This window comes from Scandinavium lactucae (genome assembly GCF_033843265.1).
GTDB lineage: Bacteria > Pseudomonadota > Gammaproteobacteria > Enterobacterales > Enterobacteriaceae > Scandinavium > Scandinavium lactucae.
In genome coordinates this window covers 770,571-795,932 of record NZ_JAWXRD010000040.1, presented here as the reverse complement: position 1 = coordinate 795,932, position 25,362 = coordinate 770,571, and the positions used below count along the sequence as shown (strand labels likewise).

Here is a 25,362-nt window from a genome sequence, read left to right as displayed (position 1 = left end):
ATACATGACAAGAATAACGGGTATAGATAACGCCACGAACTATATACAAACAACAGGAACGAAGTTAGGTAAACAGTTCCAAGATGAAATAATTAAGCGTTCAAGAGTATTATCTATGAAAGTACAGGCAGATATGAACAATGCCGTAGACAAAGGTGCAGTACCTTTCACTCAACGATCAATTCTATTCTTTTATAAAAAACGGGGTGGTGGGGTTACAGCTACAATCATGGTCAAAGATGTTCAGGCACAGTACTTATATGGTGTACTGGTTGAACAAAAGGCCATTGATAAATTTGTACCGACTTCAAAAGCCCGACTAACAAAGCAGGGTAACATTAGTGGTCTGAAAAAGAACTTATCAAGTGGACGATACAAGATAGTCAAAGGTAAAAACGGAAAAGAACGATTAATAGATACTGCTCAAAAGAAAAAACAAAAGCGTGTAATCGGTCTACGAGAAAGTAAACGCCGTAAACTAATTTATGATTTCTATCAGGAAGTGAATGATGGCGTGATGTTAGTCATGAGTGGTATACAAGGAACATTTAAGGTAACAAGATGAATTTCGAAGAACATTATGGTGAACTAACCAGTGAGATTAAACTCGATGGGAATACACCAGAGGCTAATAGTATGCCTATTCATAAATGCTTTCTTGGTAATAAGTTCAAGAAGGTACTAAAGAGTAAACAGATTAATATCGAGCATTTTATGAATGTTTGCTATGAGAAAAAACAAAATATAACGGACGGTTCAGTACTTACATGGTCACTACAAGGTGATGAAATGGATGTGTACGTAATCGAACATAAAAAACTATTCGTTAAGGGAAAACACTTTTGGGTGTATTGCGTGGGGATCATTGAATGATTGGGATGATAATTGATTTAATCAAAACTGGAGTAGGTTTCTTCCAGAAGAAAGAACAAAGCAAGCAAGAGCTGGTCGCACAGAACAGCCATGAACAGAACCAGATCACACTTGAAGAAACGCGTAAGGGCTTCACATGGCGACAGGGCTTAGGGTGGGTACTGACGTTCATCATTCTATGGAACTACGTCATTGTGCCAGTATTGCTCCTGTTTGGTATAGTACTTCCCATAGTTCCACTTGATGAAATATGGAAAGTACTGATAATCTTGATTGGTGGTCCGTGATTCAATGTTGCAAGGATTAACTTCACAAGTTCCCGTCATAATTAAGTAAAAAATACATCTCACATGGTATAAATTTTGATAGAAATATTTGAAAAGGATAAGTCCTTATTTGCACTCATCCTTTTTTTGCAATTTTCTATGAGAAACTACCATGCTTCTTGTCATAGATGGATTGGGATACTGATATTGCTTCTTTTATTTTTTGCAGTGATGATTCATATTCCTCTGCAATATAAATCAATCCTTCATATTTCCCACTTAATCGTATTGCAGTATAGACTGTTTTACTGGCCCCATCACTATTAAATCGGCTAAGCGTGTCAGAAATAGTATCCAGTAGTATTTGTACTCCACTTCTAAAAGGATGTGCTAACGGTTTTTCAAACTCATAGCAAGGAAGAACTTCGGATATATAACTAGCATGAAAAACAAAATCATCACCGTTTGTCCTTATGAGTTTTATTAGCCCTTTATCTGAAGTTTTGAAAGTTGAAAAATGTTGATTACATGCCATTGAGTGAAGGGTGGTTACCGGAGGAGGGGCACAATTAGCGAAATATTTTTTCTCTCCCATTACACTTGTAATCATGGTGTCGGTTGATAAGTCATCTGTTGATATTGTAGTTTCTTTATCTATAGTTGATGTTACGGGCATAGTAATCGCATCTACATACTCATCGAATGAGCTTTGACTAATTTTATCAATTGACATTACTAAAATATCATCACACTTTCTTAAGTATGTTTCAAGTGTGTTTTTCTGGTATTCGTATGGTACATATTCATTATGAAGAATTTTTGTAAATAACTCAAAATAACCTTCAATTAGTAAAGAGTATCTTTTGTGGAGTGCCGACTTTACATAATCCTCATTTCCTATTTTATGCATGTTTGCATCGGTATCTATGAGATTTATAATGCTTTGATTGATGGGTATGTATACTGTTTTGCTATTGCTATAAAGTCGATAGACATCGTTGGGCACGTTTGATAATAATTCATTTATTACATCATCGATTAATTTAGTATGCTTTATTTTATTCATCTAAACTCCAAAACAAAAAAGTCACGTTTAAATAGGTATTTTAAAAGCCAATGGGATTTAGAGATGGGAAATAAATGCCATCACGAATAGTGAGTGTATTATGACTAGCATTGAAAAACAACAATTAAAATTACATAATCCTTCGCCTTTCATCAAGAACGGATTTGAATTCTACAGTGTTGCATATTGCAATTCATCTTTTGGGTAGAGCAATACGTCGTAAGCATAAGCAGGCCGATATAACGGTTGCGAGTTTGAGAGCAAGATTATTTCTCTTCGTACAACATTTGCACTGCATGGTGTATGGATTGTTCTGCAAGATTCATCTGATTTTGTCTATAGCAGGGACTGCTATGAACTGAGGGATTCAAAGGAAAACCAGAAATATATAGAGTTAAGGTAAGGCTGTATCATTTGATGCAGCCTTTTTCTTTTTAAGATATTTTAAATAGAAATGTAATAATGTTTGCTGCTAGCAGCATACCGTAAATGATTATAGCTAATAAAACAAACAATACATATTTTATTGGAAGCATAAAATAATATATCGCAAGTTTACTTTCACATAATAGACACTCATTCCATCCGGAAAATTCTATTGTAGATGAATGCAATTCTATTGCGGCTGTTCCGTTCAGGAATGATTCAAAATATGTTTGTTTAGGTGATATTCCAATACCATTCCAATCAGCAATGATTAGAGTAAATATGGTTAATAGTACGCTAATGGATATTATTACTATACCGATTTTTTGGGAGCGGTTCATAAATGATATCTCTTATAAAAGGATTTTATGAGTATATGGCAAGAATTACAAAAAAGGAATCAGGATTACACATCCAGGTGATGGATCTAGTCTACTCAGATAAACAATTAACTCAAGATGATAAAGAGTTCATCTTCAATAACTACAAGGGTGATGGTATCGGTGCAACTGGTGCTTTCTTCACTCCCGAAATGCTAGCGTGGGATTTCATTCTCGATGCCGGGTGTAGTGGTGACTGTATCGAACTGTGTGCCGGGATTGGTCGCCTTAGCTACTACCAGTACTTAAGGAATAAGCCTTCACATATAACTTGTGTTGAACTGAATCCAGAGTACGTAATGATTGGGGAGAGGGTACTTCCAGAAGCTGAATGGATATGTGGTGACGCTCTCCAGTACTCACCAGATCGATCCTATCGTGTGGCCTATGGCAATCCACCATTCGGTAAGATCAACACGTCAGAGGCGTATACAGGCCGTTATAAGGGCAGTGAATTTGAGTACAAGGTGATTGAACATGCCAGTAAGTTTTCATCCTATGGCGTTTGGATAGTACCGCAAGGTTCAGCAGGATTTCAGTACAGCGGCGTACATTGCTATGAACGTAGAGAGTCACAGAAGTACAAGAAATTCGTTGATAGTACTGGATGGTCGTTTGAACCAGGCTGTGGGATCGATACGTCGATTTACCGTGATGAATGGAACGGTACGAGTGTCGTGTGTGAGGTTGTTACTGTTGAGTACTAAACTTATATAAGCTATTCGTGTGAGGTACTTATGATGAAAAATAATTCTTGTATTTGTGTTAGATGTTGGGTTCACGGCATGGTGCAGGGCGTAGGCTTCCGCTACAGCACGCAGCGCGAGGCGTTAAAGCTCGGGTTAACCGGATACGCGCGTAATCTCGATGATGGCAGTGTGGAAGTGCTGGCGTGCGGTGAGGCGGACCAAGTGGAACAGCTGGTGGGATGGTTAAAAGCCGGTGGACCGCGTAGTGCCCGGGTGGATAAGGTTCTGACCGAACCGTACCAGCCCGGGAAAACCTGGACCGATTTCGGCATCCGCTATTAAATGCACTTTACCGGTTTAGGCAGGCCGGCAATTTTGGTGGCTTGCTTGGCCGGGCCCTTTGGGAACAGGCGGTACAGGTAGCGGCTGTTGCCTTTCTCTTCGCCGAATTTATTGGCCATCGCTTTAACCAGCATACGGATGGCGGGCGAGGTGTTGAATTCGAGATAGAAGTCTCGCACAAAGCGCACCACTTCCCAGTGTTCAGGGGAGAGAGTTATCGCTTCTTTCGCGGCAATCACTTCTGCCAGGCCTTCGCTCCACTGGCTGCTCTCTTTCAGATAACCGTCGTTATCGGTCTCTATTTCTTTGCCTTCAAAGTTCAACATAATCATTCATAGCCGTTATCAGAAACCGCTGCAGTGTAGCAAAAAACAAAGCCCCGCATAAGCGGGGCCTGGGATGAAGCACGGTCAACGTTAGTTTTTGTTGGCGAAGCCGAGGATGCTCAGCAGGCTGACAAAGATGTTGTACAGCGATACGTACAGGCTAACGGTGGCGCGGATGTAGTTGGTTTCACCACCGCGAATGATATTGCTGGTCTCAAACAGGATGGCCCCGGAAGAGATCAGAATGAACACCGCGCTAATTGCCAGATGCAGCGCAGGCATCTGCAGGAAGATGTTTGCCACCATCCCGACCAGCACCACGATAACGCCCGCCATCAGCATCCCGCCGAGGAAAGACATATCTTTGCGGGTGGTCAAAACGTAGGCGGAACAGGCAAAGAACACCAGTGCGGTACCGCCCAGTGCCAGACCAATCAGGTCGCCCATTCCTGCGGACAGATAGGCGTTCAGCATTGGCCCCAGGATGTAACCCAGGAAGCCGGTGAAGGCAAACGCCGCGATAATACCGGTAGGTTTATCCGCCAGTTTATACGTCAGGAACATCAGGCCGTACATCCCTACCAGCGTCAGGATCAACCCCGGCGATGGCAGCATAAGCACGGTACTGGCCGTGGCGGTGATTGCTGAAAACGCCAGCGTCAGGCTGAGCAGAAAATAGGTATTGCGCAGAACTTTGTGCGTGCTCAGTAGCGATGTACGGTCACGCGATGAGGTAATAATGCGATCCATAGTCACTCTCTATATTGATGACAGGTGTAATAACTACTGAGAATATGGAAACAAAGTCCAAAGCTCTAGTGCTTTTACCCATCTTTACCGACTCGTTCCCCCTCCTAAACAGACGATTATATCGACGATAAATTTCGCGGCAGCATCTTCGTTGCTTTTGGTGGATTAGTCAGATCGACATCTTATAGGTCACTGAAAAATATTGCGTTCTTATAAAACCACCGCTAACACTGAAGGCGGTGTCATCAATAATGAAATCAATAAGGCAATGGATATGAAACCACAAAAATGCAATCACATTACGCGGGCATTACTCGCCGTCGGGCTGATCGGTAGCGCATCAATGGCCTGGGCGGCTCAGGTTCCGGAGGGAACACCGCTGGCAGATAAACAGGAATTGGTCAGAAATAACGGCAATGAACCGGCCTCCCTCGACCCACATAAGGTGGAAAGCGACGTCGAGTTCAACATCATCAGCGATCTGTTCGACGGGCTGGTGGCGGTGAAACCGGACGGCAGCATAGAGCCGCGTCTGGCTGAGAAATGGGAGAATAAAGACAATACCGTCTGGACTTTCCATTTGCGTCCCGGCGTTACCTGGTCCGACGGTACGGCCATCACCGCGCAGGATATTGTCTGGAGCTGGCAGCGTCTGGTCTCGCCAAAAACGGCATCGCCTTACGCCAGTTATCCCGGCAACATGCATATCGTGAATGCCGCCGACATTGCACTTGGGAAAAAGACCCCGGAGACATTGGGCGTGAAAGCGCTGGATGACAACACCCTACAGGTCACGCTCACGCAGCCGAATGCGGCGTTCCTCGCGATGCTGGCGCACCCGTCGCTGGTGCCAGTCGACCAGGTGCTTGTCAATCGCTTTGGCGACAAATGGACGCTGCCGGAACATTTCGTCAGCAGCGGGGCGTATAAGCTCTCGCAGTGGGTGGTGAACGAGCGGATTATTGCGGTACGTAATCCAAAATATTGGGATGATGCGCATACGGTCATTAATAAAGTGACCTACCTGCCGATTCACTCCGAGGCCGCCGATGTGAACCGCTACAAGGCCGGTGAAATTGACATCGTCTATACCTTGCCGATTAACCAGTTTGCGATGCTCAAGAAAACCCTGGGCGATCAGGTCGACGTTTCGCCACAGCTTGCCACCTACTATTACCAGTTCAACACCACAAAGGCACCCTTCAACGATGCGCGCGTGCGTCGGGCGCTGAACATGGCGTTAGATAAAGACATCATTGCCAATAAAGTATTAGGGCAGGGACAGCGTCCCGCGTGGCTCATCAGCCAGCCTGAGATTGGCGGCGTCACGCTACACGGTCCGGATTACGCCAGCTGGCCGCAGGAAAAACGCATTGCCGAGGCCAAAAAGCTGCTTGCCGAAGCCGGGTTTGGGGAAAACCATCCGCTGTCGTTCAACCTGCTGTACAACACCTCTGAATCGCACCAGCGAATCGCGATTGCCGTCAGCTCGATGTGGAAGAAAAACCTCGGCGTCGAGGCGAAGCTGCAAAACCAGGAATGGAAGACCATGCTCGACACCATGCACACCGGTAATTTCGATGCGGTGCGCTATGCGTGGATCGCCGATTACGATGACGCGGCAACGTTCCTGAATAATTTCCGTACCGGCGACAGCGAGAACACCAGTAAATACAGCAATCCAGCCTACGATGACGCACTGCACAACGCGGCGAAAGCCAAAGATACCGCCGAGCGCGGCAGGTTCTATCAGCAGGCTGAAGACCTGTTAGGTCAGGATGTTCCGGCGATTCCGGTCTATCACTACGTGCGAACGCACCTCGTGAAGCCGTGGGTGGGGGGATTTACGCCGGATAAGCTCGGTTACTACTACACCAAAGACATGTACATCAAAAAGCATTAAAGGCTTTAATGCAGAAAAGTGTGCTGAATAACTGCTCAAAATGTTGTTATTTCAGCCAAATAACACCAATTTGACTGTTTTTCAGGCAAGCGAACAAAAGAGGGGTTTACAGAAAGTTCGGGGATGTTTATAGTGCGTCCCACTTAGGAAGCGTGGCCGAGCGGTTGAAGGCACCGGTCTTGAAAACCGGCGACCCGAAAGGGTTCTAGAGTTCGAATCTCTACGCTTCCGCCAAATTAAACAAGGGGTTACCGAAAGGTAACCCCTTGTTGCTTTGGGCGCTTGGTACAGTGCTGGTACAGTGTTGGTATAGTCTCTGGGCATATTTTTGCCGCTCAGCCATCGTTTTTACTCCTTTTCACTCCTCATCGGAACGTCCAGCGCGTCGGCATAATTTTGACATTATGATGAGGCGTCACAGACTGACTTTCTGTTTTATATCTGCCCGCAATCGTCTACACATTCCATTACTGTACTATTTGAATATTTCGCATTCGTTGCTAATTTTAAGTTGTCGTTTTGTTGCATCTTTCGCGCTCAGATTAACAACAGGAATGCTAAGACAATGTTTGAAATAACCAGGACGCATACCAGAAACTATGTTGCTGCGCTGTGGGCGGGTTTTTTGGGTGGCAACATATCAAGTTTCGTCAAGTGGGGTACTGAAAATCCCATGCCACCTCGTACGCCGGACAGAGCCATCCCTCCAGCAGAAATGCTTCAGGATATGGGATTTAAGGTAAATGAAATGATTTACCATTACTCTGGACATATAGTGAATTGGGGCGTGGCAGGGATTCATCATCTCTTTTCCATTGGCTTTGCAATGTTTTACTGTTTGGTTGCAGAGGTGTTTCCTGCGATAAAGCTATGGCAGGGGGCAGCATTTGCCATCCTCGTTACCCTGGGCTTTCATGGTGTAATGTTGCCGCTTTTCCATTGGGCACCACCACTATGGCAGTTGCCATTTGATGAGCTGCTCTCGGAGACTCTCGGCCATATCTTGTGGATGTGGACGATTGAGATTGTCCGCCGTGATATTCGTAATCGGATAACAAAGAAACCTGACCCTGAGTATCAGTGATCGGTTACCCATGACGTGAGTAAATAAACACGTTTTGGATGATAGTGTTTTGAAGGCTCGCTCAGGCGAGCTTTTTTGATATTACTTCTTGGGTCCTGGGTCATCCGCTACTTTATATTCCGTATTGCACGCCTGTCCCTCACAATAATTGGTAGAGACAGGCGTTTAAATGGCGCGGGATCTCTCTGGTCTTAAGCTGATTACCGCAAAAACCAAACACATTGCCCCGGTCAGCCACGGCAGACCGTGTAACGAATATTGCATCGCAACGCCGCCCAGCAGCGGGCCTGCTAATGCGCCAGCGCCCCAGGCGACAGACATGGCTGCATAAATCCCTGCCAGCTGGCTGCCCTGGAAACGCTCACCTACCCAGGTGATCGCCACGGTGTAAATCCCGACAAAAATGCCTCCCCAGATAAACAGCATTACGTACGACAGCCAATGGACGGCGAGGATGGTTGGCCAGATAAAGGCCAGCCCTGCGGCGATAAAGGCCAGGATGCGCATCAAAGCCAGCCTGTTAACCTTATCGGCCAGCCAGCCAAGCGGCAGCTGCAACGCAATCGCGCCAAACATCAGCACTGAAATCAACAATGCCGAGGCAGATTCGCTCCAGCCCAGTTTAATGGCGTAGAGGGAGAGGAAATTCATGCCGAGCATTTCGACCGCCGCATTGAGCACCGTCGCCATAATCGGCAGCGCAGCCAATTTCAGACTGCTGAGAAAGCCGTCCGGGGCATCCTCTTCAACCGCCACGCGCGGCATCCCGAAGGTCATGACCAGCACCACGGCGATAGCCGCCAGTAGGGCGGCGATGTAAAACGCCAGATTTCCATCGCTGCCGCTCCAGGCGAGAATCAACGGGCCGGTGGCGAACCCGAGCGACATGCCTGCGGTATACAGGGCTAACACTTTGCCTCTGGCGCGTTCGACCGTGTTGCCATTGAGCCAGGTCTCGGTTTGGACCATGATGATTTCACTGAACAGGCCGAGGCCCGCTCTTAACAGAAACCAGAATGGCAGTCCCACCATGCCGAACAGGATGAAAATAACGGCGATAGCCCCAAGCGAGACCAGCATTAAGGTCGCGGGGGAAAATCGACGGAATAACGCGGGTAAAAAAGGCGCGATGATGAATACCCCGGCGGCATGCATCGCGGCATTGATGCCCACCAGGCTTTCGCTCATCCCTGCATGGATCAGTTTAAAGGCCAGTAAGGGCGAGCTGAGGCCGTAGGTCAGGCTGAATACCGTCACCGAAAAGATGACGGCTAATATCCGCTTATTAAGTAACATCCGAGGCCTTCACCTGTTTACCATAAATATTGAAGTCCCGCGGTAATGGTCCAGTTCCTGTTCTGAATGCCACCCCCACTGGATGCTGACTGATAACCGTCGCTATCCCATTGTTCAATCTTGCCTTTTTTATTGGGGTAATAGGTATAGTCGGCCTCGGTAAAGACTTTCGCCTGGGATGTTAGCCAGTATCCGGCGTTAATTTGGCCTGCCCACAGCTCTGCATTGTTGGTATTTGTCGCGCTGGTTGCACCGGTTAAATAATGGTTGTCGTTGTCTTTGGCATCCACCCAATGGCTATATTTCAGCAGTCCGTTAAATTCAAAATTATTGATGGCGTATTTGCCGATAAGACCGATATACGGGGCGCGATAGGTCTGTTTATAGCCGATAACGGATTGATTCGGCGGAAAGGAACCGTGTTCGCGCGGGAGATTGGGGTCGTACTGACCATTGGCATCGGTTCCGGCATAGTCATAAGTCCCTCCTTTGCCTGTCATGCTAAAGCGACTTTCCTGATAACCGGCAATCACCCCAGCCTTGTAATTTTCGTTATTGAGTACCCATCCCCGGAGGCTCAGATCGTATTGATTGGCTTCATTCAATATGGCCCGACTGGAGGAACTGTCGGTTTTCGACGAAGAATTAGGATCCTGCCAGTCGAAATCATTTAAATGACCAGATCCGGAGGCCAGCGACGTCCAGCCTGCCGCGTTAATACTTAGCCATGGCAGGAGATCGTAATTTGCCTCCATTTTGAGGATTGCCGAGTTCTTGATTTTCCAGTCAAGGCGACTGAGAAGTTTATTATTGTCATAAACATATTCTTTCGACTCTCCCCCCATATAACCAAGCGAGGTGGTAAGTGAAAAACCATCATGAATGTATTGTTGTTGCTGGCCCGAAAGATAGTCCGCCCCCCAGGCGGGACCCGTACAGAGAACGACTACGCTGCATACCACTGCATTTTTTTTCATTTCGCGTGTCCTGTTTGTCAGGAATGACCGTTAATTAAAAGGTATAACTCACCCCTAAGGTGAGTTCGGTGACACCGTGTTTATTCACCATTGGGCTGCCATCAACCTGTTCTGTCCAGTTGTTGCTTCCAGCGCTGCATCCACGAATGTTCCCTGGGATGAACCAGCACGTGCAATGCCCGCGCATAATCCAGCATCAGGCCGGGGGTCCAGGCCATGGTGGTGGCACGCTTTCGTAATTGAGCCGCAATCCACAGTTCGGGCATGAAAAATAAGCGGATGAAATGCAACCCTCCCCGCCCGTCAGAGAGGATCCCCTCGAGCGCCGCTTCAAGCCCATACGCCACGCTGCTCGAACAGTTGCGCCACGTCAGGTTATAGGTGTTTACCTCGCGGTAATTTTCCCAATAACGGCGTAAGGCGCTGGCGTTGTAATGCTGGAAGATGATTTTTCGGTCGGAGTCGCACCAGGCCGCGGCCTCCTGCTGATAGCTCGGTTGAAATTGACCCGGCACATTATTTTCCTGAATCGCTTTCAGGGTGTTAAAAAACTCTGACGGCGAACGGTCGATATCGACAGCGGGATACAGGCTGATATACACATCGGGTGACATTTCCAGCGCGGCGTGCCCGGTCGAGATCACCCCGTCAATATCCACCGCGGCGATGTAACGATTGATAACCGGCCGGGGAATGGGCGATTTTCCAGACGATCCTTCCGGGGTCCAGACATGCACAATTAAAGGTCCCGCGGCGGGCGCATCGTTCCTGAGTTCTGAGGACACCCCTTCACGCAGCCGGAACGCACGCCGCGCCAGACTAAGGCACTGGATGCTGCCCAGAATCATAATCACGCCGAGAAACTGTGAAATGGTGCCATGATGGTGGGTGGGATAGGGCAGAAAGAGGAACAGGGCGAACGCCAGCTGCGCCAACCCGCCGAGAAACACCCGACGCCAGTTTTCGTAACGCACCACCCACGCGGATGCCATCACAAACAGTCCGGTGATGAAAAATGCAAAACCGAACAAAATAGCCAGTAACAGATTGCTGCTCTCCCGCCCGGAGAGAATAAGAATCGCAATAAAGCAAAAGATGCCGCCTTTAAAATAAAAAACCGATTTTTGCGCACCCTTGGCGCTGCCTGCCAGGAGTAGAGTGATCAGGCTTTCAATCAGCAGCAAAATGCCGAAGACATGAAACGGGAAATAGCGCATACCTTCCATGCCGTCGAGGAAAATAGAGAGGCCCAGTACGCCCCAGAGCACACCGATCACGGCAAGAAACGGCGCGGCTTTTCGCAGAAAGTTAGCGCCCATCAATAACAGTGCTATCTGCAGCATGGATTACGTCCCCTTGAACACGCGAGCCGATCCCTGGCCCTGAGATTCGCCCGTCCAGTAGCCAATCAGCACCACGCCGTCAGGCTGCTGCAAGGCAATCAGTTTTGTTTCCTGAAGATGCAATGTAAGAGTCGGAGAAAGGGTAAGTAAAAATCGAAACGACCCTTTGATGGTGCTGCCGCTCTGCACGCGAGTCCATCGTTCACGCATAATTTGCCGATCGCCGGGAGACATCAGCGACAGCAGCCGGTCGGTGTCGGGAATAGTCGACAGTTGTTGGGTGAGCACATTCGGCGAACGGTCATCCCAGGTCAGATGACCGCTTCGGGGGTCCAGATACCAGGATACCGTAAGAAAAGTTTTGGGTGAGTGCCTGAGGAAATAGATAAAGATTAGCAGCAGGGCGGTGCCGGACAGATAGCATTGGGCCAGCAAAAGTGGTTCGCCCGGTTTTAAGCCAGGGATAAATAGCGGGCCATTACGCTGCCATGAATAATAAATCACGATAATGCAAAAACTGAGAAATGCCGCCGCGCCCATCTGATTCCCGCTGACAACCGGGATGGCTATCATCACCATCACGGGAATACAGGCCAGACTGAACATGAAGGCTTCACCCCGAGGGCCGCCAATCGGCTGATGGAAAACGTACACAGCACTCAGGCATAACAGCAGCCACAATACACCGCCCGCCAGCCAATGACGCCGTATATCGGCGGCTGGTCGCCAGAACAGGCCCATCACAATCGAGGTTACCAAAAGGGTGCCGACCACGTTGGCCGACCACCAAATCCACAGCGTCTGAATAAAGTCCACTTCGTGGCGCAGGACCACCCATCCACCGCCCAGCGCGGCGGCCACGGCGCTGATGAATAAGGTGGCCGCGAGCCACACCCCGAGGCTGTGCAGCGTGTCGTGCGGGCGGGTGAAATGGCGTACACACCAGGCAATCGCCAGGTCGTTGCTCAATGAGATGACTGAGTGTACGAGAGAGGTTTCAAGCGAGTGGCACAGGGTCACATCCAGCCCCGTCCTGACGATAAATAACCCCAGAAACAGCCACGGCCAGCGGCGGCGCGAGGTTAACAAGAATGCGCTCACGGCAAGGCCTGCCGGGAACCAGACAAAGGAAACCTGGCTTGCCGGATCATCGAGGAAAAGTGAGATATATCCAAGAGCGAAATAGAGTGCGCACCATACCAACAACTGCATAACGAATTTGAATGAATTCACTATGACCTCGAAGCATTTTTATGGGTTATTCGCCTAACACCCTAAAGCATACAACAAAATTTTTAAGGCATATCTCTGCGTCCGTTCTGAACGCAAAACGGTTTACCTAAGGTTTTATTAAGCTTTGTCGACTCATCAACGCCAGGGCAGGATTTTCATCTCAGGAAATCCTCATTTGACCGAATTATTAACCTTTATTTAGAAATGATAACTGTTTTCATTATCATTCAACTGATGTTGTGCTGTAATCCGCCCGCTATGCATTCTGTGTGATGTATTCATTTTAATGAGGGTTTAACGGATGAAATTTAGCGTATCGACGCTTTGCTCAATTGCAGTAGTGACTTCATCAATGCTGGTGTCGTCTCTGGCCTGCGCAGCGGATAACAACGACGGTATCGTGGTGTATAACGCCCAGCACGAAAACCTGGTTAAGTCGTGGGTGGACGGGTTCACCAAGGAGACAGGCATTAAAGTCACGCTGCGTAACGGCGGCGACAGCGAGTTGGGCAACCAACTGGTACAGGAGGGCAGCGCCTCTCCGGCTGACGTATTCCTGACGGAAAACTCCCCGGCGATGGTGCTGGTGGATAACGCTAAACTGTTCGCACCGCTGGATAAAGACACGCTGAGCCAGGTGCCGCCGACCTGGCGTCCCGAGCATGGCCGCTGGATGGGCATTGCCGCCCGCAGCACGGTATTCGTTTATAACCCAGCGAAACTGTCAGAAGCTGAGCTGCCGAAATCGCTGATGGATCTCGCTAAACCCGAGTGGAAAGGGCGCTGGGCGGCATCGCCTTCCGGGGCAGATTTCCAGGCTATCGTCAGTGCCATGCTGGCGCTGAAAGGGGAGAAAGCGACCCTCGACTGGCTGAAAGCGATGAAAACCAACTTCGTCGCCTACAAAGGTAACAGCACAGTAATGAAAGCGGTCAACGCGGGACAGATTGATGGCGGGGTGATTTATCACTACTACCGTTTTGTTGACCAGGCGAAAACCGGCGAAAACAGTAAAAATACCCAACTCTATTACTTTAAACATCAGGATCCGGGGGCATTTGTCAGCATCTCCGGCGGTGGCGTGCTGGCCTCCAGCAAGCATCAGCCGCAGGCTCAGGCCTTCATGAAGTGGATTACCGGTAAAGCCGGTCAGGATATGCTGCGGACCAATGACGCGTTTGAATATGCGGTCGGCGTCAACGCCCAGTCCAACCCTAAACTGGTTCCCCTGAAAGACCTGGATGCACCAAAGGTTGAACCGTCATCGCTCAACAGCAAAAAAGTCATTGATTTGATGACTGAAGCTGGCCTTCTTTAATCCCTGCGGTGGTGAGTGCCTGATGTCAGTGGTTAACGTTTCCGAGTGTCAACGCGGACAGACTCGTGATGGACAGCGCCGTCCTGCGTTTGTGATGGTGTTGCTGGCAATTTTCTTCTCGATGCTGTCATTGATACCGCCAGCGTTTGTGGTGGCGGTGGGGTTTGATACCGGCTGGGAAACCGTCAAGGCACTCATTTTTCGCCCGCGTGTGGCTGAGTTGTTGAGCAACACGCTGCTGTTGGTGGTGATTGCCGTCCCGCTTTCTGTGTTTACCGGGACGCTGCTGGCCTGGCTGACAGAACGAACTTCGCTTGCCGGGAAGCGTATCTGGTCGATGCTAGCGGTGGCCCCGCTGGCTATCCCGGCGTTTGTGCAAAGCTATGCCTGGGTCAGCGCCGTGCCCTCGATGCACGGTTTATCCGCCGGGGTGTTTCTCTCAGTGCTGGCCTATTACCCGTTTATCACTCTGCCCGTGGCTGCGGTGCTGCGTCGTCTCGACCCAACCCTGGAGGATGTCGCCGCCTCGCTCGGCACCCCGCCGTGGGCCATCTTTTTCCGTATTGTTTTGCCCCAGCTCCGGCTGGCTATCTGGGGCGGTGCGCTGCTGGTGACTCTGCATCTACTGGCGGAATATGGCCTGTACGCGATGATCCGTTTTGATACGTTCACTACCGCCATTTACGACCAGTTCCAGTCGACCTTTAGCGGCCCGGCGGCCAATATGCTGGCGGGCGTGCTGGCCTTATGCTGCCTGATGTTCCTGGCGCTGGAAGGGGCGACGCGCGGCAAAGCCCGTTATGCCCGGGTGGGGGCCGGTTCCCCGCGGGAACAGCATTCCCGCTGCCTGACCCGGCTGCAAAGTGTATTCGGTCAGCTGTTTGCCGGGGGCGTTATTGTTCTGGCGCTGGTGGTGCCGTTAGCGGTGCTGTTCCGCTGGCTGTGGCTCGGCGGTATTGAAAACTGGGCTCAGGCCGATCTTTGGCTGTCATTGCGCCAGACGTTGCTCCTGGCCGCCGGAGGCGCGTTGGTGATTATTCTGGCGGGCATCCCGATTGCGTGGCTGTCGGTGCGGTATCCGCGCCCGCTGTTCCGGGTGCTGGAAGGCTGCAACTATTTTGCCAGTTCGCTGCCCGGGATTGTGGTTGCCCTGGCGCTGGTCACGGTGACCATTCATTACATGCGGCCCATCTATCAGACCGAAATCACCCTGTTCCTCGCGTATTTGCTGATGTTCACTCCGCGAGCGCTGATCAACCTGCGCGCCGGGATTGCCCAGGCACCGGTTGAGCTGGAAAACGTCGCCCGCAGTTTAGGTAAAACGCAGGCCCGGGCCATCGGGACGATTACTCTTCGGTTGGCGGCACCGGGTGCTGCGGCAGGTGCGGCGCTGGTCTTCCTGGGGATTACTAACGAACTCACCGCCACGCTGCTGTTGTCGCCTCTGGGCACCCGCACGCTTTCAACCGGTTTCTGGGCTTTGACCAGTGAAATTGATTACGTTGCCGCCGCGCCCTATGCGCTGCTGATGGTCCTTATCTCTCTCCCGTTAACCGGTATTCTGTACGTGCAGTCGCAAAAACTGGCAGGTCTGTAAAATGATTGAATTAGCAAACATTTCTAAAAAATTTGGCCAGACAACGGTGCTGGACAACCTGAGTTTATCGGTGATGCCCGCCAGCAGAACGGTGATTGTCGGGCCGTCCGGCTCGGGAAAAACCACCTTATTACGTATCCTGGCCGGGTTTGAAACCCCCGACAGCGGGCGCATCACGCTGTCCGGCACCACGCTTTATGATCAGCATACTTTTATTCCGGCCCATCAGCGCGGGATTGGGTTTGTCCCCCAGGAAGGGGCGCTATTCCCGCACATGAAAGTGGGGGAGAACATTGCCTACGGTTTAAGTGGATCGAAAGAGGAGAACCGTCGCCGGGTCGCCGAGTTGATGGAGTTGGTGTCGCTCGATACCCGTTTACAGCACCACTGGCCGCATGAGATCTCCGGCGGACAACAGCAGCGCGTGGCGCTGGCCCGGGCGTTGGCGCAAGAGCCAGTGTTGATGCTGCTGGATGAGCCGTTCTCGGCGTTGGATACCGGCCTGCGCGCCGCGACCCGAAAAGCCACGGCCGATCTGCTGGCCCATGCGGGTGTGGCCTCAATACTGGTGACTCACGATCAGCACGAAGCCCTGTCGTTTGCCAGCCAGATTGCGGTGATCCGCGAAGGCCGTTTTACCCAGGTCGGCTCGCCCGCCGAGGTCTATTCGCAGCCGGTGGATGAAGCCACCGCGCTGTTCCTCGGCGATGCGCTGATGTTTTCCGCACAGGTCAACAACGGTTTTGCCCATTGCGAATTAGGCGTGATCCCGGTAAGCCAACCACAGCTCTCGGGGGAATGGCGGGTGATGCTGCGCCCGGAGCAAATCGTGATTGCGCCGGATAGCGGCTCCCAGGCGATCACCATCAGCGACGTGGACTTTACCGGCTATTTGTCGACGCTGACGCTGTCATCACCGCAGTGGTCAACGCCGTTGCAGCTCAAGACCGTCAGTCAGCAGCATTGGCGGGTGGGGATGCCGGTCTCACTGGCGGTGACCGGCCAGGCGTGCGTACTGGCGGCATAAAATGAGCGAAAATCAGGGAGCCACCTGGCGCGGCTCCCATACTTCCCTATAGAGAGAATCAGGATTTCGGGAAAATCCAGACGTGTTTTTCCGGCAGGGCCAGATGGCTATGCTGCGGATCACGCACCTCGGCCCCGTAGGCGCGGATCACAAAATCATCGCCGGAGGTACGGAACAGATATTCCCATTTATCGCCCAGATACATGCTGGTCAGCAGCGGCAGTTCCAGTTGGTTTTCACCCGGCCCGTCGACCAGGGCGACACGCTCCACGCGGATCACCGCCGTGCCTTCCTGACCGCTTTGCACGCCTTCCCCGGCTAATCCCCACAGCGCCCAACCGCGGCCTTCGATGCGGGCTTTGCCGTCACGCACCTCCGTCACGTTGCCGTGCAGGCGGTTATTACTGCCCATAAACTCGGCGGTAAACAGCGTCTTCGGTGAGCCGTACATCTCTTGCGGGGTGCCCTGTTGCTCGATTTTGCCGTTATTGAGCAGCAGAATCCGGTCGGATATCGCCATTGCTTCGCCCTGATCGTGGGTCACCATCAGCGCCGACAGACCGAGCTTAATGATCAGCTCGCGCAGGAACACCCGGGCCTCTTCGCGCAGTTTGGCATCAAGGTTCGACAGCGGTTCATCGAGCAGAATAACCGGCGGGTTATACACCAGCGCCCGGCCAATCGCCACCCGCTGCTGCTGCCCGCCGGAAAGTTGATACGGATGCCGTTTCCCGAGATGCCCGAGGCCGAGCTGATCCAATACCGCCTGCACGCGCTGGGCGATTTCCGCGCTGGCGACTTTACGCAGTTTCAGCGGATAGGCCACGTTCTCAAACACGGTTTTGTGCGGCCACAGCGCATAGGACTGGAACACCAGCCCGAGGTTACGTTCTTCCGCCGGAATTTCACTGCGCGGCGTGCCGCCATAGACCTTGTTATTGCCGATAATAATCGCGCCCTGGGTCGGTTTTTCCAGCCCGGCGACGGCGCGCAGCAGGGTCGTTTTTCCGCTGCCGGAAGGGCCAAGTAACGACACCACTTCTCCGCGTTTCAGGTTCATCGACACGCCTTTCAGCACAGGGTTGTCGCCGTAGGTTAAATGCAGATTATCGACCGATAATTCAATCATGTAATTTGACTCCAAAGCGCAGGGCAATGCCCAGACCTACCACCACCAGCAGGATATTGATAAACGAAAGGGCGGCCACGATATCGATGGCACCCGCAGCCCACAGCGAAACCAGCATCGAGCCGATGGTTTCAGTGCCCGGTGAAAGCAGGTACACCCCGGTTGAATATTCGCGCTCGAAGATCAGGAACATCAGTAGCCATGAGCCGATCAGACCGTAGCGTGACAGCGGAATGGTGACGTGGCGGGTGATTTGACCCCGGGTGGCCCCGGTGCTGCGCGCCGCCTCTTCCAGTTCTGGCCCGACCTGTAACAGCGTGGAGGAGATCAACCGCAGGCCGTAGGCCATCCACACCACGGTGTACGCCAGCCAGACGCTGAAAATGGTGCTGCGCAACGACCGCAGCCAGACAATCAGGTTGTCACGCAGCCACTGCGACCACGGCATCCCGGAGAGCCAGCCGGATTTGAGCGCGTTATCGAGCCACATCGGCAGGAACAGGAACACCCACAGGAAGGCCAGACCGGCCAGCAGCCCCGGCACCGCGCGCGGCACCAGCACGCTGTAATCGAGAAAACGCGTCACGTTGTCCGGTTTGCGGTGCATGGCGATGCCGATAAACAGATAACAGCCCACCGCCAGCGCGCCGCCGAAAACGCCAATCGCCATCGAGTTGACGATCGCCCGCAGCAGGTTCGGCTGTGCCCAGATTGTGCGGAAGGTGTTCAGCGAGAGCTCATCCCAAATCGACACCCCAACGCCCCAGTTGGAGATAAATGCCCGCAGGACTACGCCCATCAGCGGTACGCCGATGGTCACCGTCAGCCAGAAGGCCACCACTGCACCTGCCACCCAGCGCCATCTCCCCAGCGGCAAAGCACGAGCCTGGGACGCCTTGCCTTTGACGGTCACGAAGCGGTTGGCGGTGCGCATCAGGCGACGCTGCAACATCACCAGCGGGATGGTGATACAAATTAGCACCACTGCCACGGCGGCCATTAAGTGATAGGACGGCGTGCCGAGTTTATTGGTCAGCTGATACAGATAGGTGGCCAGCACCATGTTGCCTTCCGGATCGCCGAGCACCAGCATCAGGCCAAACACTTCCAGCCCGAGGAAGAACAGCAGCACCGACGCATACAGGATCGACGGGCGCACCATCGGCAGGCTGACCGCGGTCATCACCTGTAATGGCGACGCACCTGCGATACGCGCAGCTTCCTCAACGTCCGAGCCCACGCTGCGCAGCGCGGAAGAGATATACAGATAGGCGTGTGGCACATGCGTCAGGCCCGCAATCACCACAATGCTCGACATGTCGTAGATGTTCCACGGCACGAAGCCGAGGAGCGACTGCGCCCATAGCGAGAAGAACCCGACCGGACCGGCGGCCACCACATAGCCAAAGCCGAGCACCATCGGCGAGACGAAAATCGGCACCAGGATCAGTGGCTCAATCAGTCGTCTACCGGGCAAATCGGTCCGCACCATCAGGAATGCCAGAATGCCGCCCAGCGGGATGGCGATAATCACCAGCCCGAAGGCGAGAATAAAGCCACTTTTCAGCGCTTTATAGAAATCCGGATCGGTAAAGATGAAACCAAACGACTCCAGGCTCCACTCTTTTGACGGCGAAAAGAATGGCGCGGAGAGAAAACTTTGCACCACGATAAACGACAGTGGCACGTAGATAACCAGCGCGGTGAGCAACACCACCACGCCGCGCGGCAGGCTTTGCCACTTTCTGAGTAATGCACGCATACGACTTCCTTTAAATGTCGGATGGCGCTGCGCTTATCCGACCTACGACGGGCTGTTGAAGGGGGGATAAGCAACGCGCCATCCACCACTTGGGTGCTACTTCGCCGCAGCGGTGCGCCACTGTTTGATATATTCCAGACGTTTTTTCGGTTGCAGGTACTCCAGCAGGCTGTCGTCAACCGGAATAGGTTTCAGCGCTTTGCCTAACATTTTGGTCATGCCATCAATGTCGTTCTTGCCGTCGATGTCGTGACGAATAGACGGGATGTCTGCCTGATTAGCCAGAATACTTTGGCCCTTTTCAGACAACACATAGTCCAGCCACAGCTTTGCCGCATTGCTGTTTTGCGCCTGTTGGCTGATGAACGACACGCGGGACAGCACCAGGGTGTAATCCTTCGGATAAGAGATGCCGAGTGAAGGGTCGGTTTTGGCGCGGGCTTCGGCATAGGAACCGAGGATGTTAAAGCCAATCAGGTTTTCGCCGGAGGAGACGCGTTCCATCATGGTGCCGGTGGACGACTGCACGGCTAACCCGCCTTTGGCGATGTCAGCCAGCGTGTGGAAATAGTTCGGATCGGCTTTGGCGTCCTGAACCGAGAGCATAAAGCCGAGGCCCGATTTCTCGATATCGTAGGTGGTGACTTTCTTACTGAACTTGTCGGTCTGGCTGGCAATCAACTTCGCCAGCGCAGCGTGGGAGTCAGGCACTTCACCCGCCGGGATCTCGCGTTTGTTATAGATAAATACCACCGGTTCGTAGGTGGTGCCGTAGGCTTTGTCTTTCCACATCGCCCATTTCGGGAGCTGACCCTGCTCAGGGGATTTGTATTCCTGCGCATAGTCGACCGCCAGTTTCAGCGCGGTGTCCATCGACGAACTCCAGATCACGTCGCCGCTGGTGCCGCCCGCCGCCTGTTCGCTGATATAACGGTTGTACAGCTCGGTGCTGTTCATGTCGTTATATTCCACTTTGATGCCGGGGTAGGTGGCTTCGAACCCCTGAATCAGCGGGCCTGCGGCTTTGGTATCGGTGGTGGAATAGACAACCACTTTCCCCTCTTTGGTCGCAGCATCAACAATCTTTTGGTAATCCGCCGGATAACCTTGAGGTAACGCCGACATAGCAGAGGCAGACATCAGCACAGCGGCAGTCATTAGAGAGAAGCGTGAAGTGTTCGACATTATATTTAACCTTATAGTTACATTTATGAAACTCAAGGCCAACATAACGCAAGCTCTCTTTCAGGCAATGGGGGGATTTTTTTATCTTCCTGAATTGTGATTCGGGGCTTTTTTTAGGCAATTAACACCATTAACACCACGGCGAGGGGGCAGCCGCCGAGCTGAAAACGCACCGATTATCCTCCGTTTTTTTTGCGGTACAGTCGACGCGGATGGCCGATATTGCCGTACTGCATCTCCACCACGATAACGCCCATTTCCACGCAGTACTCCAGATAACGTCGACAGGTGGTCTTACTGATCCCCACTTCGTCCACCACCTGCTCGACGGACCAGGTGACATCCGGTTTCGCGGTGAAAATTCGCTGCACCCGCTCAAGGGTATTCGGCTCAATGCCTTTGGTAGACGGGGCCGACGGTGCGGCGATCGCCGGGAGGTTAAACAGCCGGTCCAGCGCGGTCTGATCGACCACTTTGACGTGTTGCAGGGTATCGACCAACTGCATAAACCGCTCGAGCGAACTGCGCAGGCGGTGAAACGACACCGGCTTAATGATGTAGTCAAACGCGCCGCTGCGCATGGCGTGGCTACAGGTTTGCATGTCGCTGGCGGCGGTGATGAAAATCACCGAGCAGTCGATGCTTTTCAGTAGTTCACTGTCGATGAGCTCCACGCCCTGACCATCCGGCAAATAGTTGTCGAGCAGCAACAGCCGGGGCTGATGCCGTACCAGCAGGACCCTTGCCTCTTCCAGCGTCGCCGCGATACCTACCACCCGCAGCGCAAAATTTTGCTCAATAAAATCACGATGCAGACCGGCGAGGTAAGGTTCATCCTCGACAATAACAACATCGAACGCGATGCTTTTACTCATCGGAAGGTCCTGTTGATATTGGGGCAGGGAAGGGAATAAACACCGAAAATATAGTGCCCTGCGGGGTGTTGTCCGTGACTTCGATCGTGCCGTTGGCCTGGTCGACATAGCCCGCGACCAGATACAGGCCGATGCCATGATCCGACCCGGCCATTTCATGCAGCTTTGACGGTTTACTGGAAACGCCTTGCTCAAAGATGTGCGGTTTAAGCGCATCCTCAATGCCGACGCCCCGATCGGCGACTTCAATCAGCAGCTCCTGGTTTCGGTCTGAAATATAGAGCTCGACCGGGGCGTGCGTGTTATGCGCTTTCAGGGTGGCATCCACCGCGTTATCCAGTAAATTGCCGATCACCGACATCAGTGCAGTTTCGCTGATGGTGGACGGGATCCGCTTCAGCTGACACGCCGGATCGAACGCCAGCTCAACCCCTTTTTCCCGGGCGCTGACGAATTTCCCTAACAGCAGGCCACACAGCGTCGGGGAAGTGAATCGGGCAGAAACAAAATCCAGCACCGCCTGTGCGCCTTCCGATTGAGCCTGTATATAGCGCATTGCCTCATCATACCGCTGCATTTGCAGCAGTCCCGCCAGGGTAGCGGTCCAGTTCAGCTGTTCATGGCGCATCATGCGCAGATTATCGGCATAGCGCTTAACCTGGCTGAGCTGGCTGCTTAAGGTGTTGATGTCATTTTTGTCGCGAAAGCTGAACACCCACCCGCTGCCTGCGCCGGGTTCCAGCTCGATAGGCACCCGGTTGACGATCATCTGCCGCTGATTTAACACCGTGATTTGATCGTGAACGCTGCTGTTTTCCGGCATATCGCTTTGTGCAAAAAAGGTCGGTGGCGTTTGCACTATTTTTTCCAGCGGTTGGCCAATCAGCTCTTTCTCAGGCTGGCGAATATCCAGGAGTTCACGGGCGGCGCGATTAATCAGAATCAGCTGCTTCTCATCGTTAACCGCAAATATCCCTTCGTACATCGCTTCCAGCAGCGCCTTTTGTTGCCGTACCAACTGGGCAATATCTTTGGGTTCCAGCCAGAACATCTGCTTTTTAACGTTGCGGGTGAATATCCATGAAAAAATAAACAGCAGCAGCAACAGCAGCAGACCATATAAACCCGCCTGCCACAGCAGACCCGCGTTAATATTGGCGATATACGAGGTGAGATACCCGACCGAAACAATGCCAATGACCTGATGTTGAGGGTTGAATATTGGGGCCTTGCTGCGCAAGGAAACCCCAATTCCGCCTTTACGCATCGAGATAATGGTTTTGCCCTGTAAGACTTCAGCGTTATCCCCGCCGATCATCGGCAGATGCAGGCGTTCCGGAGATTCCGAATGATAGAGATGATTCTCATGCACGTCGCCAATGACGATATAGCTGGCATCACTTTGCGTGCGCAGCGGCTGAATTAAACGGGCGATCGCTGGTACGTCACGGCGGGCCACGCTGTCGGCGAGACCGGGCATCAGGGCGATTTCACTGGCCTGAACGCGGGCGCGCTGGCCGAGGTCACGATGAAGCTGGCGGTCAATGACATGGTACAAAATACCCCCCAGCAGGGCTAACAGCAGGCAGGAAAAGCCCACCAGAGAAAGAAATAGCTTCACCTGAAACGGTAATCTACGTTGCATATAACCTGCTGCTGGCCCACGAAAGTCACGTCGAATGAGCCTAACACGCGAACCCATTCTCAACGCAGAGTGGGATGGACAAAGTAAAACCTCCGTCACCAATCCAGGAATAATCGTCTTGCCGCTTCGCTTGCTGAAAAATAAAGTAGATTCCGGACTTTGATAAAAAGGAATACAGATAATGAAAAAGACTGCAATTGCACTGTCCCTTATGTTTATCACCACTGGCGCGCTGGCACAGGGTGAAATTCAGCATGCTACAGACGACACCGTTCAGGCCGCCCATCAGGGGGCCGATACAGCAAAAGAGAAACTGCATCAGACCGAGCACCGCACCCAGGAGCAGGTGAATAAAGCACATAGCGACGGTTCGGCGACCGACAACATGAAGCAGGATAGCCAGAAAGCGTGGAACCGCACCAAAGAGGGTAGCGAGAAGGCATGGGATAAAACCAAGCAGGGCTCTGAAAAAGCCTGGAACGCGACCAAAGAAGGCAGCGCCAAAGCCTGGGATAAAACCAAAGCCGGTGCGGAAGACGTGAAGAAAAGCGTGACTGAATAATTAACCGTCTAAACTGCCCGGCGGCATTGTACTTGCCTGGCCTACCCCATCAGTAGGCTCGTGCAAGCGCAATGCCGCCGGGTGTTTTATTTAATGCCCATCCTGGAACAGCAGTTCCATCAGATTATCGGTATCCATATTTTCCCCGCTGAGCTTACGCAGCAGCATTTCGCTGGCGAGGGTTTGCAGCGAGAAAACGATATCCGGCTGAACCCGTTTAATCTTCTTCAGGTTTTTATCGGAATTGACCAGCGCCAGGATTTTGCTTTCCGATCCCACCACTTCTTTCGCGGCCAGCACAATAAAGGCATTATCAGAATCGTCATTGCGCAGCACCAGAATATACCGCGCTTTATCCGCGCCTGCGTCACGTAGGGTTTTGTCTGACGATGGGTCATCGGTAATGAGATCGGTATCCGCCGGATAATCATGGCCCACGCCGGGCGGTACGATCACCGTCACGGTATCCCCGCGCTCTTTCAGGCCGTTATAAACGCTCAGCGCCAGCGGAGTTGCGCCGATAATGATCATGTGATTTTTGCGCATAGCGTGTGAAATTCTTCCTTTAATCATACGTTTAAGGTTGCCGCCAATCACCGGGCCGATAATCGCACTGATTGACGTGGCGAACACGGTAATACCCAGAATAATGATCGAGACGGTAAACAGGCGCGCCGACGGGGTGACCGGCACGATGTCGCCAAAACCGACGGTAGACATGCTGACCGTCGAGAAATAGAGCGCGGTCGACAGCTCATCAATGACCGGGTGAAACTCTTCCCCCAGATACAGCGATCCGCACAGGGCGTAAGTCAGCAACGAGGCAAAGCTTATCAGCGCGAACAGTGTCCCGGCCGCCAGGCTCGACTGGCTGAACTCGCGCCAGAACCACAGCAGGCACAGACCGTCGAACAGCGCAAAGTTGCCGATATGCTGGCTGCCGCCGGGCAGCAAATAGTTAAACAGCGCTACGGCGACCAGCAAAATCAAGGTAAATGACCACGCCACCCGCGCACGCAGAAACAGACCTATACTCATCAGCACCATGGCGATGCCGAGCCCCACCTGCGGTAATGTCAGCAGACCTAAGGTCGAAATGAGATCTTTCCAGCCGGTAAAGGTGCCCCGCGCCTGCGGGATGAAATGGTAAATGTGCAGCAGTAACGGTTTGAGAAACACGCAGCCGATAATCAGCGTTAGCAGACCAATACAGCGGTGGGGCGGTAATACCGTTTTGATCGCGCTGAGTTTTTTGAATAACGTTTTCATGGGGATCCCTGACTCATCTGCGGAAAATGTAGCACAGGA

The 25,362-nt window shown here is 52.0% G+C and carries 24 protein-coding genes and 1 tRNA gene; 12 read left to right on the top strand and 13 right to left on the bottom strand.

Features of this window, described 5'->3' with window-relative positions:
• Window positions 1-4: 4 nt before the first annotated feature.
• Genes SIK69_RS21570 through SIK69_RS21560 form a run of 3 tightly spaced genes read left to right on the top strand, consistent with a single transcriptional unit; the run spans window position 5 to window position 1,160 of the window.
• A complete protein-coding gene (locus SIK69_RS21570) occupies window positions 5-565 on the top strand; it encodes a hypothetical protein (protein WP_319787058.1) in 561 nt (186 codons plus the stop codon).
• Window positions 562-873 carry a hypothetical protein gene (locus tag SIK69_RS21565; protein ID WP_319787057.1) on the top strand — a complete coding sequence of 104 codons (312 nt, stop codon included), beginning with the start codon at window positions 562-564 and terminating at the stop codon, window positions 871-873. The genes SIK69_RS21570 and SIK69_RS21565 overlap by 4 nt, the downstream gene beginning before the upstream one ends.
• Complete coding sequence (locus SIK69_RS21560) at window positions 870-1,160, top strand: hypothetical protein (protein WP_319787056.1); 291 nt, start codon at window positions 870-872, stop codon at window positions 1,158-1,160. The genes SIK69_RS21565 and SIK69_RS21560 overlap by 4 nt, the downstream gene beginning before the upstream one ends.
• Window positions 1,161-1,296: 136 nt before the next feature.
• Here the strand turns inward: SIK69_RS21560 and SIK69_RS21555 are convergent, their stop codons facing one another.
• Window positions 1,297-2,205: a hypothetical protein gene (locus SIK69_RS21555; RefSeq protein WP_319787055.1), complete on the bottom strand. Its 909-nt coding sequence runs from the start codon at window positions 2,203-2,205 to the stop codon at window positions 1,297-1,299.
• Window positions 2,206-3,007: 802 nt separating this feature from the next.
• Here SIK69_RS21555 and SIK69_RS21550 point away from each other — a divergent pair.
• Together SIK69_RS21550 and yccX are read left to right on the top strand one after the other, a co-directional pair.
• Window positions 3,008-3,718 (top strand): class I SAM-dependent methyltransferase, encoded by a 711-nt coding sequence (locus SIK69_RS21550; protein ID WP_319787054.1) that lies wholly within the window; start codon window positions 3,008-3,010, stop codon window positions 3,716-3,718.
• A gap of 30 nt (window positions 3,719-3,748) precedes the next feature.
• A complete protein-coding gene (gene yccX, locus SIK69_RS21545; RefSeq protein ID WP_374941382.1) occupies window positions 3,749-4,042 on the top strand; it encodes an acylphosphatase in 294 nt (97 codons plus the stop codon).
• On the opposite strand, the gene tusE is transcribed toward yccX, so the two are convergent.
• Both tusE and yccA read right to left on the bottom strand, forming a co-directional pair.
• Window positions 4,039-4,368: a sulfurtransferase TusE gene (tusE, locus tag SIK69_RS21540; protein ID WP_319629879.1), complete on the bottom strand. Its 330-nt coding sequence runs from the start codon at window positions 4,366-4,368 to the stop codon at window positions 4,039-4,041. The two genes, yccX and tusE, sit on opposite strands and share 4 nt — an antisense overlap.
• 90 nt (window positions 4,369-4,458) lie before the next feature.
• Window positions 4,459-5,118 (bottom strand): FtsH protease modulator YccA, encoded by a 660-nt coding sequence (yccA, locus tag SIK69_RS21535; protein ID WP_319629880.1) that lies wholly within the window; start codon window positions 5,116-5,118, stop codon window positions 4,459-4,461.
• A gap of 274 nt (window positions 5,119-5,392) precedes the next feature.
• On the opposite strand from yccA, the gene SIK69_RS21530 reads away from it, so the two are divergent.
• The 3 genes from SIK69_RS21530 to SIK69_RS21520 all read left to right on the top strand — a co-directional run bounded on the left by SIK69_RS21530 (window position 5,393) and on the right by SIK69_RS21520 (window position 8,105).
• On the top strand, window positions 5,393-7,021 hold the full coding sequence (locus SIK69_RS21530; protein ID WP_319787052.1) for an ABC transporter substrate-binding protein: 1,629 nt from the start codon (window positions 5,393-5,395) through the stop codon (window positions 7,019-7,021).
• A 146-nt stretch (window positions 7,022-7,167) separates the two neighbouring features.
• Window positions 7,168-7,255: transfer RNA gene (locus SIK69_RS21525), tRNA-Ser, on the top strand.
• A gap of 331 nt (window positions 7,256-7,586) precedes the next feature.
• Entirely contained in the window at window positions 7,587-8,105 is a 519-nt protein-coding gene (locus tag SIK69_RS21520; RefSeq protein WP_319629882.1) for a YagU family protein, read from the top strand.
• A gap of 165 nt (window positions 8,106-8,270) precedes the next feature.
• Here SIK69_RS21520 and SIK69_RS21515 read toward each other — a convergent pair whose 3' ends face one another.
• The 4 genes from SIK69_RS21515 to SIK69_RS21500 all read right to left on the bottom strand — a co-directional run bounded on the left by SIK69_RS21515 (window position 8,271) and on the right by SIK69_RS21500 (window position 12,954).
• Complete coding sequence (locus tag SIK69_RS21515) at window positions 8,271-9,401, bottom strand: MFS transporter (RefSeq protein WP_319787051.1); 1,131 nt, start codon at window positions 9,399-9,401, stop codon at window positions 8,271-8,273.
• A 17-nt stretch (window positions 9,402-9,418) separates the two neighbouring features.
• Window positions 9,419-10,378: an omptin family outer membrane protease gene (locus SIK69_RS21510; RefSeq protein WP_319629884.1), complete on the bottom strand. Its 960-nt coding sequence runs from the start codon at window positions 10,376-10,378 to the stop codon at window positions 9,419-9,421.
• A gap of 101 nt (window positions 10,379-10,479) precedes the next feature.
• Entirely contained in the window at window positions 10,480-11,721 is a 1,242-nt protein-coding gene (locus SIK69_RS21505; RefSeq protein WP_319787050.1) for an HdeD family acid-resistance protein, read from the bottom strand.
• A 3-nt stretch (window positions 11,722-11,724) separates the two neighbouring features.
• Entirely contained in the window at window positions 11,725-12,954 is a 1,230-nt protein-coding gene (locus tag SIK69_RS21500) for an MASE1 domain-containing protein (protein ID WP_319787049.1), read from the bottom strand.
• A 301-nt stretch (window positions 12,955-13,255) separates the two neighbouring features.
• On the opposite strand from SIK69_RS21500, the gene SIK69_RS21495 reads away from it, so the two are divergent.
• The 3 genes from SIK69_RS21495 to SIK69_RS21485 all read left to right on the top strand — a co-directional run bounded on the left by SIK69_RS21495 (window position 13,256) and on the right by SIK69_RS21485 (window position 16,896).
• Window positions 13,256-14,272 (top strand): iron ABC transporter substrate-binding protein, encoded by a 1,017-nt coding sequence (locus tag SIK69_RS21495; protein WP_319787048.1) that lies wholly within the window; start codon window positions 13,256-13,258, stop codon window positions 14,270-14,272.
• A gap of 94 nt (window positions 14,273-14,366) precedes the next feature.
• Window positions 14,367-15,869: an ABC transporter permease gene (locus tag SIK69_RS21490; protein ID WP_374941386.1), complete on the top strand. Its 1,503-nt coding sequence runs from the start codon at window positions 14,367-14,369 to the stop codon at window positions 15,867-15,869.
• Between the two features lies 1 nt (window position 15,870).
• A complete protein-coding gene (locus tag SIK69_RS21485; protein WP_319787046.1) occupies window positions 15,871-16,896 on the top strand; it encodes an ABC transporter ATP-binding protein in 1,026 nt (341 codons plus the stop codon).
• 58 nt (window positions 16,897-16,954) lie between these two features.
• Here SIK69_RS21485 and SIK69_RS21480 read toward each other — a convergent pair whose 3' ends face one another.
• From SIK69_RS21480 to SIK69_RS21460, 5 genes are all read right to left on the bottom strand, one after another.
• Window positions 16,955-18,025 (bottom strand): ABC transporter ATP-binding protein, encoded by a 1,071-nt coding sequence (locus SIK69_RS21480; RefSeq protein ID WP_319787045.1) that lies wholly within the window; start codon window positions 18,023-18,025, stop codon window positions 16,955-16,957.
• Window positions 18,018-19,787 (bottom strand): ABC transporter permease, encoded by a 1,770-nt coding sequence (locus SIK69_RS21475; RefSeq protein WP_319629891.1) that lies wholly within the window; start codon window positions 19,785-19,787, stop codon window positions 18,018-18,020. Before SIK69_RS21475 ends, SIK69_RS21480 begins: the two co-directional genes overlap by 8 nt.
• Before the next feature lie 96 nt (window positions 19,788-19,883).
• A complete protein-coding gene (locus tag SIK69_RS21470) occupies window positions 19,884-20,972 on the bottom strand; it encodes an ABC transporter substrate-binding protein (protein ID WP_319787044.1) in 1,089 nt (362 codons plus the stop codon).
• A 176-nt stretch (window positions 20,973-21,148) separates the two neighbouring features.
• A complete protein-coding gene (locus SIK69_RS21465; RefSeq protein ID WP_319787043.1) occupies window positions 21,149-21,847 on the bottom strand; it encodes a response regulator in 699 nt (232 codons plus the stop codon).
• A complete protein-coding gene (locus tag SIK69_RS21460) occupies window positions 21,840-23,492 on the bottom strand; it encodes an ATP-binding protein (protein ID WP_319787042.1) in 1,653 nt (550 codons plus the stop codon). The genes SIK69_RS21465 and SIK69_RS21460 overlap by 8 nt, the downstream gene beginning before the upstream one ends.
• A 181-nt stretch (window positions 23,493-23,673) precedes the next feature.
• Here SIK69_RS21460 and SIK69_RS21455 point away from each other — a divergent pair, with 181 nt between their 5' ends.
• On the top strand, window positions 23,674-24,054 hold the full coding sequence (locus tag SIK69_RS21455; RefSeq protein WP_319629895.1) for a KPN_00521 family repetitive protein: 381 nt from the start codon (window positions 23,674-23,676) through the stop codon (window positions 24,052-24,054).
• A gap of 90 nt (window positions 24,055-24,144) precedes the next feature.
• Here the strand turns inward: SIK69_RS21455 and kch are convergent, their stop codons facing one another.
• Window positions 24,145-25,323: a voltage-gated potassium channel protein gene (gene kch, locus SIK69_RS21450; protein ID WP_319629896.1), complete on the bottom strand. Its 1,179-nt coding sequence runs from the start codon at window positions 25,321-25,323 to the stop codon at window positions 24,145-24,147.
• Window positions 25,324-25,362 lie beyond the last annotated feature (39 nt).

Coding starts and splice junctions, on each gene's coding strand:
- yccX (WP_374941382.1), top strand. CDS start 3,749: ATGATGAAAAATAATTCTTGTATTTGTGTTAGATGTTGGGTTCACGGC.
- SIK69_RS21570 (WP_319787058.1), top strand. CDS start 5: ATGACAAGAATAACGGGTATAGATAACGCCACGAACTATATACAAACA.
- SIK69_RS21490 (WP_374941386.1), top strand. CDS start 14,367: ATGGTGTTGCTGGCAATTTTCTTCTCGATGCTGTCATTGATACCGCCA.
- SIK69_RS21515 (WP_319787051.1), bottom strand. CDS start 9,401: ATGTTACTTAATAAGCGGATATTAGCCGTCATCTTTTCGGTGACGGTA.
- SIK69_RS21510 (WP_319629884.1), bottom strand. CDS start 10,378: ATGAAAAAAAATGCAGTGGTATGCAGCGTAGTCGTTCTCTGTACGGGT.
- SIK69_RS21470 (WP_319787044.1), bottom strand. CDS start 20,972: ATGTCGAACACTTCACGCTTCTCTCTAATGACTGCCGCTGTGCTGATG.
- SIK69_RS21530 (WP_319787052.1), top strand. CDS start 5,393: ATGAAACCACAAAAATGCAATCACATTACGCGGGCATTACTCGCCGTC.
- SIK69_RS21460 (WP_319787042.1), bottom strand. CDS start 23,492: ATGCAACGTAGATTACCGTTTCAGGTGAAGCTATTTCTTTCTCTGGTG.
- SIK69_RS21550 (WP_319787054.1), top strand. CDS start 3,008: ATGGCAAGAATTACAAAAAAGGAATCAGGATTACACATCCAGGTGATG.
- SIK69_RS21475 (WP_319629891.1), bottom strand. CDS start 19,787: ATGCGTGCATTACTCAGAAAGTGGCAAAGCCTGCCGCGCGGCGTGGTG.
- SIK69_RS21505 (WP_319787050.1), bottom strand. CDS start 11,721: ATGCTGCAGATAGCACTGTTATTGATGGGCGCTAACTTTCTGCGAAAA.
- SIK69_RS21565 (WP_319787057.1), top strand. CDS start 562: ATGAATTTCGAAGAACATTATGGTGAACTAACCAGTGAGATTAAACTC.
- SIK69_RS21560 (WP_319787056.1), top strand. CDS start 870: ATGATTGGGATGATAATTGATTTAATCAAAACTGGAGTAGGTTTCTTC.
- SIK69_RS21495 (WP_319787048.1), top strand. CDS start 13,256: ATGAAATTTAGCGTATCGACGCTTTGCTCAATTGCAGTAGTGACTTCA.
- SIK69_RS21485 (WP_319787046.1), top strand. CDS start 15,871: ATGATTGAATTAGCAAACATTTCTAAAAAATTTGGCCAGACAACGGTG.
- SIK69_RS21480 (WP_319787045.1), bottom strand. CDS start 18,025: ATGATTGAATTATCGGTCGATAATCTGCATTTAACCTACGGCGACAAC.
- SIK69_RS21455 (WP_319629895.1), top strand. CDS start 23,674: ATGAAAAAGACTGCAATTGCACTGTCCCTTATGTTTATCACCACTGGC.
- SIK69_RS21555 (WP_319787055.1), bottom strand. CDS start 2,205: ATGAATAAAATAAAGCATACTAAATTAATCGATGATGTAATAAATGAA.
- yccA (WP_319629880.1), bottom strand. CDS start 5,118: ATGGATCGCATTATTACCTCATCGCGTGACCGTACATCGCTACTGAGC.
- tusE (WP_319629879.1), bottom strand. CDS start 4,368: ATGTTGAACTTTGAAGGCAAAGAAATAGAGACCGATAACGACGGTTAT.
- SIK69_RS21465 (WP_319787043.1), bottom strand. CDS start 21,847: ATGAGTAAAAGCATCGCGTTCGATGTTGTTATTGTCGAGGATGAACCT.
- kch (WP_319629896.1), bottom strand. CDS start 25,323: ATGAAAACGTTATTCAAAAAACTCAGCGCGATCAAAACGGTATTACCG.
- SIK69_RS21520 (WP_319629882.1), top strand. CDS start 7,587: ATGTTTGAAATAACCAGGACGCATACCAGAAACTATGTTGCTGCGCTG.